The organism is Flavobacterium denitrificans DSM 15936 (assembly GCF_000425445.1).
GTDB classification, from domain to species: domain Bacteria; phylum Bacteroidota; class Bacteroidia; order Flavobacteriales; family Flavobacteriaceae; genus Flavobacterium; species Flavobacterium denitrificans.
Genome location: NZ_KE384379.1, coordinates 100,289 through 116,081, shown reverse-complemented (window position 1 = coordinate 116,081; position 15,793 = coordinate 100,289). Strand labels below are relative to the sequence as shown.

The 15,793-nt window shown below is 33.2% G+C and carries 8 protein-coding genes; 7 read left to right on the top strand and 1 reads right to left on the bottom strand.

The features are described from left to right. Positions 1 to 147 precede the first annotated feature (147 nt). Both alaS and H600_RS0120115 read left to right on the top strand, forming a co-directional pair. A complete protein-coding gene (alaS, locus tag H600_RS0120120) occupies positions 148 to 2,787 on the top strand; it encodes an alanine--tRNA ligase (RefSeq protein WP_026730477.1) in 2,640 nt (879 codons plus the stop codon). A gap of 215 nt (positions 2,788 to 3,002) precedes the next feature. Then, the gene (locus H600_RS0120115; protein WP_026730476.1) at positions 3,003 to 3,377 is read left to right on the top strand and encodes a GxxExxY protein; all 375 of its coding nucleotides are present in this window, start codon (positions 3,003 to 3,005) and stop codon (positions 3,375 to 3,377) included. A gap of 93 nt (positions 3,378 to 3,470) precedes the next feature. Here the strand turns inward: H600_RS0120115 and H600_RS0120110 are convergent, their stop codons facing one another. After that, positions 3,471 to 5,216 (bottom strand): ABC transporter ATP-binding protein, encoded by a 1,746-nt coding sequence (locus tag H600_RS0120110; RefSeq protein WP_026730475.1) that lies wholly within the window; start codon positions 5,214 to 5,216, stop codon positions 3,471 to 3,473. A gap of 213 nt (positions 5,217 to 5,429) precedes the next feature. Here H600_RS0120110 and H600_RS0120105 point away from each other — a divergent pair, with 213 nt between their 5' ends. The 5 genes from H600_RS0120105 to H600_RS0120085 all read left to right on the top strand — a co-directional run bounded on the left by H600_RS0120105 (position 5,430) and on the right by H600_RS0120085 (position 15,729). After that, positions 5,430 to 6,224 carry a hypothetical protein gene (locus H600_RS0120105; RefSeq protein ID WP_026730474.1) on the top strand — a complete coding sequence of 265 codons (795 nt, stop codon included), beginning with the start codon at positions 5,430 to 5,432 and terminating at the stop codon, positions 6,222 to 6,224. Positions 6,225 to 6,315: 91 nt separating this feature from the next. Beyond that, positions 6,316 to 7,266: a GSCFA domain-containing protein gene (locus H600_RS0120100; protein WP_026730473.1), complete on the top strand. Its 951-nt coding sequence runs from the start codon at positions 6,316 to 6,318 to the stop codon at positions 7,264 to 7,266. 266 nt (positions 7,267 to 7,532) lie between these two features. After that, entirely contained in the window at positions 7,533 to 12,632 is a 5,100-nt protein-coding gene (locus H600_RS0120095) for a translocation/assembly module TamB domain-containing protein (RefSeq protein ID WP_026730472.1), read from the top strand. Between the two features lie 4 nt (positions 12,633 to 12,636). Beyond that, entirely contained in the window at positions 12,637 to 14,931 is a 2,295-nt protein-coding gene (tamL, locus tag H600_RS0120090) for a translocation and assembly module lipoprotein TamL (protein ID WP_026730471.1), read from the top strand. A 162-nt stretch (positions 14,932 to 15,093) separates the two neighbouring features. Then, entirely contained in the window at positions 15,094 to 15,729 is a 636-nt protein-coding gene (locus H600_RS0120085) for a DUF4230 domain-containing protein (RefSeq protein WP_026730470.1), read from the top strand. Positions 15,730 to 15,793: the final 64 nt, after the last annotated feature.

The following is a 15,793-nucleotide window of genomic DNA, read 5'->3' as shown; positions in this document are numbered from 1 at the left end:
TGAGTCAATTTGATAATTAGATAATGTATTAAAAACGAAATTTATTGTTATGAATTTTAAGTTTTTTAATTAAAAAATCTAAACATCAGATTTTCAGATTAATGAATTATCTAATTGACACATTATCACATTATCTCATTATAAAACATGAAATCACAAGACGTACGTAAACAATTTTTAGATTTTTTTGAGAGTAAAGGGCATACTATTGTTCCTTCAGCTCCTATTGTGCTTAAAGACGATCCAACCTTAATGTTCAATAACTCGGGAATGGCCCAGTTTAAAGAATTTTTCTTAGGGAACGGAACTCCAAAAAGTCCAAGAATAGCCGATACGCAAAAATGTCTTCGTGTTTCAGGAAAACATAATGATCTTGAGGAGGTTGGTATTGATACGTACCACCACACTATGTTTGAAATGTTAGGTAACTGGTCTTTTGGTGATTATTTCAAAAAAGAAGCCATCAACTGGGCTTGGGAATTATTGACAGAGGTTTATAAAATACCAAAAGAAAACCTTTACGTTTCTGTTTTTGAAGGAAGCAAAGAAGATAATGTTCCTTTTGACCAAGAAGCTTGGGATATCTGGAAAACTCTAATCGCTGAAGACCGAATTATTCTTGGAAATAAAAAAGATAATTTCTGGGAAATGGGAGATCAAGGACCATGCGGACCTTGTTCTGAAATTCACGTTGATTTACGTTCTGAAGAAGAAAAAGCATTAGTGTCTGGGAAGAGCTTAGTAAATAATGATCACCCGCAAGTAGTTGAAATCTGGAATAATGTATTCATGGAATTCAACCGTAAAGCAGATGGTTCGCTAGAAAAACTTCCAGCGCAGCACGTAGATACCGGAATGGGATTTGAGCGTTTGTGTATGGCTTTACAAGGAAAAACATCTAATTATGATACAGATGTTTTCATGCCTTTAATTCGAGAAATCGAAACCATTACAGGTGCAAAATATACAACTAACGATGTAACAGGCATTAGTGAAGAACAAAATAAAATGAATATTGCTATTCGTGTAGTGGCAGATCACGTTCGTGCGGTAGCTTTTGCTATTGCTGATGGTCAATTACCATCTAACACAGGAGCTGGTTATGTCATTAGAAGAATTTTGCGTCGTGCAATTCGTTACGGATTTACTTTCTTAAATACTAAAGAGCCATTTATTTTCAAATTAGTTGAAACTTTAAGTGAGCAAATGGGAGATTCTTTCCCGGAAATCAGAACGCAGAAAGCACTTTGTTCAAATGTTATTCGTGAAGAAGAAAACTCTTTCTTGCGTACACTAGATCAAGGATTGATTCTTTTAGATGCTGTAATTTTAAATAATCAAGGAGATACAATCGATGGTAAAAAAGCTTTCGAATTGTATGATACATACGGTTTCCCAATCGATTTAACAGCTTTGATTCTTTCAGAAAAAGGATTGAAATTAGATGAAAAAGGGTTTCAGGAACAATTGCAATTGCAAAAAGAAAGATCTCGTGCGGCTTCTAAAGTAACGGCTGGAGATTGGAATGTAATTGTTGAAGATGATATTCAGGAATTTGTTGGATATGATAGATTATCTCAACAAGTTAAAATCACAAAATACAGAAGAGTTGAAAGTGCAAAAGATGGAGAGATTTTCCAATTGGTTTTCAATGCAACTCCTTTTTATGGAGAAAGCGGAGGACAAACGGGTGACAAAGGATATCTTGAAGCTCAAAACGGAGATATCATTTATATCATTGATACAAAGAAGGAAAATAACCAAACGATACATTTGACACAATCGTTGCCAGAAAATATTACGGCAACTTTTAATGCTGTTGTGGATGCTTTGCAAAGAGCTAAAACTTCGTCAAACCACTCGGCTACACACTTGTTGCACCAAGGTTTGCGCAAGATTTTAGGAACGCATATTGAGCAAAAAGGTTCGATGGTAAGAAATGCTTCGTTACGTTTTGACTTTTCTCATTTCTCTAAAGTTACTGATGAAGAATTAGCAGAAGTTGAAAACTTTGTAAATGCAAGGATTCGTGAGAGTTTGCCATTAATCGAAAAAAGAGCCATTCCGAAAGAGCAAGCTCTTGAAGATGGAGCAATTGCATTGTTTGGTGAGAAATACGGCGACTTAGTTCGTACCATTAAATTTGGTGATTCTGTCGAATTATGCGGAGGAACACACGTTGCGAATACATCTGACATCTGGCACTTTAAAATTGTTTCTGAAGGAGCTGTTGCAGCGGGAATTAGAAGAATTGAAGCAATTACAAGTGAAGCTGCAAAAGAATATTTTGAGTCTCAGGCTGTTTCTTTAAATGAAATTAAAGAAGCGCTTAAAAATGCTCAAGATCCGGTAAAATCAATCTTGGCATTGCAAGACGAAAATGCTCAGTTGAAAAAACAATTGGAAGCTTTATTAAAAGATAAAGCTAAAAATATGAAAGCGGATTTGGCAAAAGAATTACAGGAAATCAACGGAGTTCAATTCTTGGCAAAACAAGTTGACTTAAATCCGGAAGGAGCAAAAGATTTGGCGTACGAATTAGGTAATTCTTATCATAACCTATTTGTAGTTTTCGCAACGGCTCATGAAGGAAAACCAATGTTGACTTGTTATATCTCTAAAGAAATTGTAGCTGAGAAAAACTTAAACGCTGGACAAGTTGTTCGCGAATTAGGAAAATATATCCAAGGAGGAGGAGGAGGTCAGCCTTTCTTCGCTACTGCAGGAGGTAAAAATGTTGACGGAATTGCTGAAGCTTTATCAAAAGCGGTTGATTTCGTGAAGTAATTTTTTAATCTCGCAAAGACGCAGAGTCGCAAAGTTTTTTTTTAAGCTTTGCGACTTTTTTTTGGCTTTAATTTAATTGCTAAAATTTTGTTTGTGATGTTGATGATGTTTTTAATCTCGCAAAGACGCAGAGTCGCAAAGTATTTTATGCTTTGCGACTTTTTTATTTTAAGTTTTAAATTTGTAAGTTTATACTTAAAAAAAAATAAAAATGACTGAAAAATGAAATTTCAGCTGTTGTGGTTGATGTTTGTTATAAAATTCATGTGAAATTAGGACCTGGTTTATTGGAATCTGTTTATGAAGCAATTTTACATCATGAATTAACTAAAAGAGGATTAACTGTAGAAAGACAAAAAACTTTACCCGTGATTTGGGATCAAATAAATCTGGATATCGGTTTTCGAGCTGATTTAATAGTAGAAAACAAAGTAATTCTAGAGATTAAATCAATTGAACAATTGACAGATATCCACGCAAAACAAATTCTTACGTATCTCAAAATCACAAAAATGAAATTAGGTTTGCTTATAAATTTCAATGTGTCAATTATCAAATTCGGAATAAAACGAGTAGTTTCAAATCTTTAATAAAACACTTAAAGACTTAAATAAAAAAACAGAGTCGCAAAGCCTATAAAAAACTTTGCGACTCTGCGACTTTGCGAGATTCTTTACGCGCAATTATTTTCTTTCGCCAATCTGCTGGCGCCACATCGCATAATAAAGCCCTTTCTCCACAATCAAATCATCATGTTTTCCTTGCTCGATGATTTTACCTTGCTCTAGAACAAAAATCCTGTCAGCATGCATTACGGTTGACAAACGGTGGGCAATTAAAACTGTAATTCTATTTTTGTCTGAAATATTTCGGATTGTCGCGTTGATTTCTTCTTCGGTAATTGAATCCAAAGCAGAAGTTGCTTCATCAAAAATCAATAAATTCGGATTTCTTAAAATAGCTCTCGCGATTGATAAACGCTGTTTTTCTCCACCAGAAACTTTGATTCCGCCTTCGCCAATTGTGGTGTTTAAGCCATCTTCAGCACGTTTAAGAAGTTTGTCGCAACTTGCTCTTTTTAATGCATCATACAAATCTTCATCGCTGGCATTTGGCTTAACGAATAATAAATTTTCGCGAATTGTTCCAGAGAATAACTGCGCATCTTGCGTTACAAAACCTAATTGTTTTCTTAAATCTAATAAATCAATTTCAGTCGAATCAATATCATTATATAAAACCTGACCTTCCGCAGGCGTGTAAAGTCCAACTAATAGTTTTACCAAAGTCGTTTTCCCAGATCCAGACGGTCCAACAAAGGCAACGGTTTGTCCTTGCTTGATTTCAAAATTGATATTTTCGACCGCTTTGAATTTGGCAGTTCTGTGCTGAAAACTCACATTTGTGAAAAGCAATTTCTGAATTGCTCCCACGTGTTTTGGAGTTTTTGGACGGAATTCCTTTGGAGCATTCAACAGATTTTTGAAATTCTCCATCGAAACCTTAGTTTCGTTTAAAACAATAATAAAATTCCCTAATTCCTGCAACGGACCAAAAATGAAGAAAGTAAAGAAAACCATTGTCAATAAATCACCTACAATAATTTTTCCTCCAAATAGGAAATAATACAAAGTGAACACGACACAAGTTCTCAAAAAGTGAACTGTGGTTCCCTGAATAAAACTTAAACTTCTGATGAAACGTACTTTTTCTAATTCTAATTGCAGAATTTTAAAAGTATTTAAGTTCAAACGTTTTTCTTCCTGATAGGTTAAGCCAAGACTTTTTACAAGCTCAATGTTTCGCAAACTCTCTGTTGTAGAACCTGCCAATGCATTGGTTTGATTTACAATTTTCTTAGAAACAATTTTAATTTTTTTACCCAAATAAGAACTTACTAAAGCAATAATTGGCGCAGTAATCAAAAAGATAATCGAAATTCTGTAATCGATGCTAGCAACATAAACGATAACAAAGATGAAACCGATAATAGTTTGGAAAATCAAGGAAATTGCAAGCGTGATCAGTTTTTCAGAATCAATTCTAACTTTAGTCAATTTGCTCAAAGTTTCACCGCTTCGCTGATCTTCAAATTCGGCATAAGGAAGATCAAGTGATTTTTTGATTCCGTCAGTATACATTTGAGCACCAGTTCTCTGAATGACAACATTGGTAAAATAATCCTGAAAGTTTTTAGTAATTCTTGAAACCATTGCGGCTCCAAGCGAAAGCCCAAGCCAGAAAGATAACGATTTGATAAAACCAGTCGCATTTCCATCGTATTTGTGTAAACCAACACCGCAGTCCTGCATTAATTTACCGGTAATAATAGAATCTGATAAGCTGAAACAAATGTTGATTGAGGCCATAATCAAAGCAAAAAATAAAAGCATTTTGTGTTTGATTATATAAGAATATAATAATTTCATATGATTTTTTAGAAAAGTGGAAGATGCAAAAGTAAGCAATTGTTTGGGTTTGTGAAGTTCATTTTTGTTATTAAAAATGTAATTTTTTTTGATAGTCAAATTCTTCAAGAAGTTTGATTATGTCTTATTGTAATACTTAAAAAGCTTATTTTTCTTATTAAATTATAAATTTAAGATAATTTTGTTAAAATTATTAAACCTAATATTTTCATAATGAAAAAAATTCTATTCCTTTTTGGAGCTTTAGCTCTAATAATTACTTCTTGCTCATCAAATGATGATGATTCGGGAAAAAATGAAGTGGTGATTTTGCCAAAAACAATTAAATTTTCTGAGCCAGACTATCCTTTGGAAAATACAACTTCAATTATCACATATGATGGTAATAAAATAGTAAGTTCTATTGATGAAGAAACTAAAACTATTTTTACTTATGAAGGAAATGTTATTGTTAAATCTATAGAGTATGAGATCACAGGTGATAAAAGAGAAGAACAATCATTTTCTTATACAAACGGAAAATTAACATCTACGTTATATGCAAGAAAATTCACTTCTCAATACCCGTTTGGTCAATATAAAGGTAGATATGTTTACACATATAATCCAGACGGTACTGTTAAAAGAGAAGTCTATAGTATAAATCCAACAACAGGAATTGAAAGCAAAAATGATTATTTAGAGGTGTATACTTTTCAGAATGGTAATTTGGTTAAGATGGTTGCTACTGATCAGCCCTCAGGAGTAAGTTCAGTTCGCACTAGTCTTTATGAGTATGATATAAAAAACAGTCCATTTAAAAATGTTTTAGGCTACAATTTATTAATAGATGCAGACAATAGCAGTGTTAATAATTTGACCAAGCATACATATACTTATTCAGGAGATAATAGTTCATATTCTAGAAAAACAGTATACGAATACAATGATAAAGGATATCCAACTAAAGAAACGCTTTATGGACAAGATGGTGTAACTGTTGATGCAATACACGAGTACACTTATTAATTATAAATAATGTTTATTAAAACCAAATACTTCATGTATTTGGTTTTTTTATTGCTGATAATTGGCGAAATTCGTGTTCAAATAAAATCTCATGCAATTCAGAACCCAAATTCCAATTTCAAAAAGTAATAATCCAATCGATTATAATTCGAAAATACTTTCTGTTGGATCTTGTTTTGCAGAAAATATTGCCGAGAAATTCGATTATTTTAAGTTTCAGAATGAAACGAATCCGTTTGGGATTATTTTTAATCCGGTTTCAATTGAGAAAATATTTCAAAGAGTTTGTGCATTGGATTTTTATCAGGAAAAAGACGTTTTTTTTCACAACGAACGCTGGCATTCTTATGAAGTGCATTCCGATTTAAGTAATTCTGACCGACAAGAATTGCTTGAAACTTTAAATAAAGCAATTACAGAAACCAATAAACAATTAAAAGAAGCCACGCATATTATCATCACATACGGAACTTCCTGGATTTACAAAAATCTCAAAAGCGAAGAAATTGTAGCGAATTGCCATAAAGTGCCTCAAAAACAATTCTCAAAAGAATTATTGTCGGCAGAATTAATTCAGAAAAGCATTCAAAACACAATCGATTTAATTCAGACAATAAATCCAAACATAAATTTCATTTTCACAGTTTCGCCAGTTCGCCACATAAAAGATGGTTTTGTCGAAAATCAATTAAGCAAATCACATTTATTCACGGCGCTACATCAAACTTTTGACTTTCGACTTTCGACTTTTGACTACTTTCCGTCGTACGAAATCATGATGGATGAACTTCGCGATTATCGTTTTTATGCCGAAGATATGCTTCATCCGAACCAAATCGCGATTGATTATATTTGGAAACTTTTCAGTGAAAATTACATTGCACAAGAAAGCATTTCGGTAATGCAGGAAGTTGACGAAATTCAAAAAAGTTTACGCCACAGAAGCTTCAATCCAGAATCAGAACAGCATCAAAAATTCTTGGTAAACCTTCAAAAGAAAATAAATCTTTTAGGAGAAAAACTTCCACAAATCAAATTCTAAAATTTTCTTTGCGCCTTTGCGTCTTTGCGAGATTATTTCTAAGCTATTAAAACAGACTTTTTTTAGTCTCGCAAAGACGCAAAGGCGCAAAGTTTTATTCAACCTTTGGCTAAAGTAAGAACCGAAAATTAACCATTTCACAGTAAAATTTTAGAATAATTGCGGATAATTGTGTAAATTGTTAAGATTTAAAATCTACAATTTTGTAAACTGAATAATTACAGCCTTATAAAATCGCAATTAATCTAATCGTGTTTTGCTGACGTATGAATAAGAAATCAATTCATTTTCTAAAAAAAACACTTCGTGTACTGCTTTGGTGCGTGGGTTCTGTGGTTGCGCTTTTATTGCTTTTAATTGTTTTAATTCAGGTTCCGTCTGTCCAGAATTTTGTTAAGGACAAAGCGGTTTCTTACCTTCATAAAAAGATTAAAACCAAAGTTTCATTAGATCATATTTCGATCAAATTTCCAAAAGATGTAGTCTTGGAAGGTTTCTATTTTGAAGATCAAAAAAAAGATACTTTACTGGCAGGTAAACGATTAGAACTCGATGTTGATCTTTTTAAACTGGTTAGCAGTGAACTCGAAATCAATTCGGTTTCTTTAGAAAATACCACAGCTAACATTTCGCGAAATAAAGACGGCGTTTTCAACTTCGATTATATCATAAAAGCATTCGAATCAAAAGAACCAAAAGTTGAAGATCCAAATGCAAAACCGTTTAAAATTTCGGTTGTAAAAGTCAATTTAGATAATATCAAATTCAATTTTAAAGATGATTTTTCTAAAAATGATATTCGCGTAAAACTGACTCATTTTGACACAAAATTCAAGGAATTCGATTTAGACAAAATGAATTTTGATATTCCGAATATTGATCTTGACGGATTAAAATTGGTTTTAAATCAGGATGTTGTCGAGCAAATTGCTGAAGTTTCAGTAAAAACAGTTGATACTATTTCCAAGCGACCAGATTTCAAATTAAAACTCGGAAAAATCAGTTTGTCAAAAATTGATATTGCGTACGATAATAAAGATTCAAAATTAGATTCGGGTATAAAACTCGGAAATCTAAATTTGTCTTTTAATGAAATCGATTTGAACAAACAACTTTTAGATTTCGATACTTTAGAACTAAAAAATCTTAGCGGAAATCTAAGATTAGGAGCAAAAGAAAAACAAATTCAAACTCCAAGTTTAGATACAACAGCCATAAAACAAGCGGGTTGGAAAGCAAAACTAAATAAAATTGACATTCAAAATGTTGCATTCAAATTTGATGATATGCAGTCTAAACCAGTTGCAAAAGGTTTAGATTACAGTCATTTGGATTTGGATAAGTTTAATTTTCAGGCTGAAAAATTGTATTACGCAAACGATACGATTTCAGGAAACATTAAATCTTTGGCGGTAAATGAAAAAAGAGGTTTAAATATTCAGGCTTTAAAAACCGATTTTTTCTACGGACCAAAAAATGCGTATCTGAATAATTTATATCTAAAAACACCGCAAACGCTTCTTCAGGATAAAATTAAAGTCGAATATAAATCGCTCAAAGCGCTTCAAAAAGATCTTGGAAACCTTTCGATTGAAGCTAATGTAAAGAATTCAAAAATTGGTTTCAAAGACATTTTGTTGTTCGCGCCTGATTTGCAAAAGACAAATCCGTTTAAAAGTAGTCCAAATGCTGTTTTGGCGATCAACACACGTTTGAGCGGAAAAGTAAAAGATTTGGATATTCCGTTGTTCGAAATGAGTGGAATTGGAACTACAAAAGTTTCCCTTTCGGGGAAAATAAAAGGCCTGCCTGATGCTCAAAAAGCCTATTACGATTTGAATATCAAAAAACTTTCGAGCACTTCAAAAGACATTTATGGTTTTGTGCCGAAAGGAACAATTCCGACGAATATTCAAATTCCGCAACAATTAAGTTTACAGGGAAAATTTAAAGGTTCGGTTCAGAATTTCAAAACAAATCTGGCTTTAAACAGTAGTTTCGGAAATGCAAAAGTTGATGCGTTATTTGATCAGCGTGTCAAAAAAAGAGAGAAATACGATGCCACGGTTTATTTGTTGGATTTCAATGTTGGTCGATTAATAAAAAACGATTCAATCGGGAAAATTACGCTTAAAGCGAAAGTTAAAGGAACTGGTTTGGACCCAAAAACTGCAAATGCAGTAGTTGACGGATTGGTTCAAAAAGCTGTTTTTAATAAATATACCTACAAAGATTTAGCATTAAAAGGAAATATCGAAAATGGATCTTTTGATGTAAAATCAGGAATGAAAGATCCGAATTTGAATTTTGATTTGGTTGCGAGCGGAAATACAAAAGAGAAATATCCGGCAATAAAACTAAAATTGAATTTAGATATAGCCGATTTAGAAAAACTGAATCTTCACGCCGGGCCAATGAAACTTCGAGGAAATGTCGATGCTGATATCGCCAACAGCAATCCCGATTTTCTGAACGGAAAAGTGTTTCTTTCAAACATTCAAATTTTGCAGGACAAGGAACCAATTGTTTTAGATTCGGTTCGAGTGATTGCGTTTTCAGATAATACTCGAAATAATATCAAAATTTCGTCACAGTTTTTAAAAGCCGAAGTTGACGGAAAATACAAATTGACGACTTTAACATCGGCAATAAAAAAATCATTGTCAAAATATATTGATTTGAAAAATCCGAAAGTAAATGGTGAATCAGACGAACAAAGATTGGCTTTTACTTTGACGGTTGATAACGATCCGATTTTGTTCAAATTAATTCCGAAACTTACAGGTTTAGAGCCCATTAAAATCACCGGAAAATATAATAATGTTGCTGATTCTTTAGAAATAAAAGGAACTATTCCGAGAATTGTTTATACAGATAATACCATTTCTGACGGAAAAATAAATATTGAAACTAAAGAAAATGCATTAGAATACACTATTTCGGTTGCGACAATTGAAAGCGGTTCTTTAAAAATTCCGTTTACTAGTTTGTCTGGAAAAGTAGCGAATAATATTTTGGATTATGCGCTCGAAATAAAAGATGCCAAAGACAAACAACAGTATTTTGTTGGTGGTCAATTTAAAGCAGAAGATTCTAAAAACATCTTCAAAATCGATGCTGAAAATTTCGTTTTAAATTATGACAAATGGAAAATCGATCCCGAAAACGCAATTGAATTTGGAAAAAATCAGCTTTATATTAACAAGTTTTTCCTTGAAAATGACGGAAATGAACTGAAAATTCAATCGCAAGGAACGCAAAACAATGCGCCAATTCAAGTTGATTTTGTGAACTTCAAAATCGAAACTATCATGAACATTGTCAAAAAAGACAAATTGCTCATGCAAGGTTTGATTAACGGAAATGCGGTTGTCGAAAACGTAATGACAAAACCTACTTTTACGTCCGATTTAAAAATTGATGATTTTACTTTTAAAGGTGATAAAGTTGGCGATTTAGAAGTAAAAGTCGATAATAAAACGGCTAACATTCTTACTGCAAATGTGCAATTAAGTGACGAAGGAAACGATGTCAATCTGACTGGAGATTATGCAATTGAGGCCGGAACTTTTGATTTTGATGTGGCGATAAATAAATTGAATATCAAAAGTATTCAGGGTTTCAGTATGGATAATATTTCTGAAGGAACAGGTTATTTATCAGGTAATTTTAAAATTCAGGGTACGACTGATGCGCCAAAAATTAACGGAGAACTTAATTTTAATGACACAGGTTTCAGAGTGACACAACTGAATTCGTATTTTAAAACAGATCAGGAAAAAATCACTTTTAATGACGGCGTAATCACTTTTGACAAATTTACACTTCAGGACGAAAATGATAACGAATTGTCGCTTGATGGTACTATTGAGTCACCTGATTTCAGAAAATATAATTTTGGATTAACCATTACAGCCGATGATTTTAGAGCAATTCATTCTAAGGCAACAGATAATGATTTGTTTTACGGAGATTTGTTTTTGGATACAAAACTAAATGTAAAAGGAACGCTTGAAAATCCTGTTGTTGGCGGAAATATTAAAGTCAATAAAGAAACCAAATTTACGGTTGTTTTGCCACAATCAGATCCTTCGATTGCTGATAGAGAAGGAATTGTAGAATTTGTTGACGAGGACAATCAATATTTGAGACAAACTGCCGAAATGCAGAAAAAGCTAAATCAGTCAGAATTAATTGGAATGGATGTCAGTGTTGATATTTCAATTGATAAAGAAGCAGAACTTACTTTGATTATCGATAAAGGAAATGGCGATTATCTAAACTTGAAAGGCGAAGCGCAATTAACGGGAGGAATTGATCCTTCGGGAAAAACAACTTTAACGGGTAAATATGAATTTACGGATGGAGCATATGAAATGAATTTCAACATGATCCGAAGAAAATTCAATATTCAGAAAGGAAGCTCGATTACTTGGAATGGCGAACCTACAATGGCGACTTTGAATATTACGGCGATTTATAAAGTAGAAACCGCGCCTATTGATTTGCTTGGAAATCAATTAGGAGATAAAACTCAGGCAGAGAAAAATACTTACAAACAAAAAATACCTTTTGAGACGCATCTAAAAATGAATGGCGAATTATTGAAACCGGAAATCACTTTTGACATTGTTCTTCCGGAAGGCAATTATGGAGTTTCTTCTAATATTATAGACTTATCTCGTACAAAATTAGAACAATTAAGACAAGAACCAGCAGAGATGAACAAACAGGTTTTTGCGCTTTTATTATTGAACCGATTTATTGGCGAAAATCCGTTTGCGAGTGAGAGCGGAGGTACAAGCGCCGAATCTTTGGCCAGACAAAGTGTGAGCAAGATTTTGTCACAACAATTAAATGATTTTGCAGGAGAATTGATCAGCGGGGTTCAATTGGAATTTGATTTAGAATCTACCGAAGATTACACGACTGGAACAATGGAAAACAGAACCGATTTGAATGTTGGCGTTTCTAAAAAACTTTTAGACGACCGTTTGAAAGTTACTGTTGGAAGCAGTTTTGCAGTTGAAGGACAAGAACGTGCCAATGAACAAAGTACCAATATTGCGGGTGACGTCGCCTTGGATTATCAGTTGACAAAAGACGGCCGTTATATGCTTCGTGCGTATCGTAAAAACGAGTATCAGGTGGCAGTTGAAGGTCAGGTCATCGAAACCGGAATTGCTTTTATTATTACAATGAGCTACAATAAATTCCGTGAACTTTTTCATCGCACTGAAGCAGAAAAGGAAATGATTAGAGAAGAAAAACTACGTAAAGAACGACAAAAACAAAAGGAAAAAGAAGAGAAGGAAAAAGAGAATAAAGAAGAAGATCAAATTAAAGGCACTGATATAAAAACATAAGAATATGAAAAACAGATATATAAAATATTTTATTACGCTGTCCTTATTTTTTGTTTTTGGATGCAGTAATACTAAATATTTGCCCGAAGGCGATTTGCTTTATACTGGCGCTTCAGTAAAAGTGAAAGATTCGATCATTAAAAAGAAAGACCGAAAAGCATTAGAAAATCAGCTTGAAGATTTGCTTCGCCCAAAACCGAATAAACAATTTTTAGGTCTTCGCCCGAAATTATGGATTTATAATATTGCCGGACAACCCAAAAAAGACAAGGGATTTAGGTATTGGCTTCGAACAAAAGTAGGTGAAGAACCTGTACTTTTTAGTAAAGTAGATTTAGACTATAATGCATCAGTTTTAAGGAATTTTACCGAAAACAAAGGGTATTTTAAAACCCGTGTAAGTGCCGATTCGACTGTTCGAAATAAAAGAGTTACGGCAGAATATGTCGTTACGCCAAGAAAACAATACATCATAAAAAGTGTGACTTTTCCTGATGATTCATTGGCAATGTCAAGAATAATTGGAAGATCAAGCCGAAGAAGTTTATTGAAAGTTGGAAATCCGTATGATTTGGATGTTATAAAAGCCGAAAGAGAACGAATTGATGCGCGACTAAAAGAAAAAGGCTATTATTATTTTAATCCCGATTATATTTTGGCTAAAGTAGACAGCAGTAAAGGCGATCACGAAGTAAAAATCAAATTGGTAATAAAAGACGACGCTCCGCCAAAAGCGTTGACGGCTTATAAAATTGATAAAATTATTGTTTATCCAAATTTCTCCATTTCAAAAGACAGCGTCAAATACAAGCCTGAAGACGTTGTTCAGTACAAAGATTTTACCATAATTGATACGGCCGATACTTTTAAACCAAGAGTTTTTGATCGAACAATCTATTTCAAAAAAGGAGATTTATACAATAGAAAAGATCATAATTTGACTTTAAACCGATTTGTAAATCTGGGTACTTTCAGTTTCGTGAAAAATGAATTTAGAACTTCTGACAGTATAAAAAATGCATTAGATTCTTATTATTATTTAACGCTTTTACCAAAGAAATTTATACGCGTTGAGGTTTTGGGAAAAACAAATTCGGCGAGTTATACAGGTACAGAGCTTAACGTAAACTGGAACAATCGAAACTTATTTAAAGGGGCAGAATTACTGACTGTTTCTGTTTTTGGCGGTGCCGATTTTCAGCTTGCAGGGGTCAATAAAGGCAAAAATATCTATAAATTAGGAACAGAAACGAGTTTGACCTGGCCAAGATTTATAACGCCATTTCATATTGAGGGATCAAGTGAATATGTTCCAAGGACAAAAGCAACACTTCGTTACGAATTTCAAAACAGAACGCAATTGTATGCCTTGAACTCGTTTAAAACTAGTTTTGGTTATTTATGGAAGGAAAATGCTAGAAAAGAACATCAATTGAATGTGTTTGACATTACATATGTAAGCCCAAATCATGTGACACAAGAATATCTCGACGATATTAAAGATGATCCGTCTTTAGGAAAAGTAATTGAAAAACAATTGATTTTTGGGCCAACATACACTTACACATATACCAATACGATGCAAAAACGTAAAAAGAATACGTTTTATTTTAGTGGAGAATTAGATTTGGCAGGAAACGTCACGGGATTAATTACCGGAGCAAATGTCAAAAAGAACGATACAATTAAAATCTTTGATGTGCCTTTTAGTCAATATGCAAAAATAAGAGGTGATTTCAGACATTATTTGAAATTAGGAAAAGAAAGTGAATTAGCCAGCCGAATTATTGTTGGAGCCGGAATTCCCTATGGAAATTCGAGTGTTTTGCCAACTTCCAAACAATTTGTAGTGGGAGGAACGAACAGTATTCGAGCTTTCAGAGCAAGATCTCTTGGGCCAGGAAGTTATTATAATGCGCCAACTACAAATGATTATCTTCCAGATCAATCGGGAGATTTAAAACTAGAATTCAGTACTGAATATCGAGCGAAACTTTTCAGTATTGTAAAAGGCGCAGCCTTTATTGATGCAGGAAATATTTGGCTTATGAATGCTGACCCAAATAAACCAGGAGCAGAAATTTCTAAAGATTTTATGAAAGAAATCGCTGTAGGTGCGGGTGTGGGGTTACGATTTGATGTGTCATTTTTTATTCTAAGAACTGATTTGGCTTTTCCGCTCCGAAAACCATATTTGCCTGACGGCGAAAGATGGGTTATTAAAGATATCGATTTTGGAAGCGGACCTTGGCGAAAAGAAAACCTGATTTTGAATATTGCTATTGGATATCCATTTTAGATGGTTTTTTATTTACCACAAATTACGCAAATTTCCACAAATTATATTTGAGGTTACCTTGTCTTCTAAAAAAGCAATTTGCGGAAATTTGCGTAATTTGTGGTAGAAAATCTCTATACTTTTTCAAAAAAAGAAGTAAATTGGTCTAATAAAATATAGGTAATGCAAAATACACTCAAAAGAATTTTAGTTTTAGCTTCAGTCGTTTTTTTAATAATTCTGGCTTTCAAATTCTGCCAATTCAAAAAAGATGATGATAATGATATTGAGTATAATACCAATTTAATTCAGCAACAGATTCTTAATGTCGGTAAATTGGTTGTCACCGAAGGACATTTTTCTGAAGTCATTACATATAAAAATCAGCAGAAATACTTAATGGACATGATTTCTTTCGAGAAGAAAGCGCTTGTTGTCGTAAATGCAAATGTGACCGTTGCCTACGATTTGCATAAAATGAAATACGATATCGATGAAAAAAACAAAACAATTACGATTTTAAATATTCCAAAGGAAGAAATTACGATCAATCCTGATATTAAGTTTTATGACATTGAACAAAGTCAAATGAATCAGTTCACTGGAGAGGATTACAATAAAATCAATAAATCGGTAAAAGCGAATCTGGCAAAAAAAATCGAAACATCTTCATTAAAAACAAACGCCGAAAACCGATTAATAAGTGAATTGTCTAAAATCTTGATTATGACCAATTCAATGGGCTGGAAGTTGCAATACAACGGAAAAACTATTGAGTCCGAAACAGAATTGACTCAGGATTTGAATTCGAAGTTGTAAAAAAAAGAATCTCGCAAAGACGCAGAGTCGCAAAGCAAACTTATTAAGTAAAAACTTTGCGACT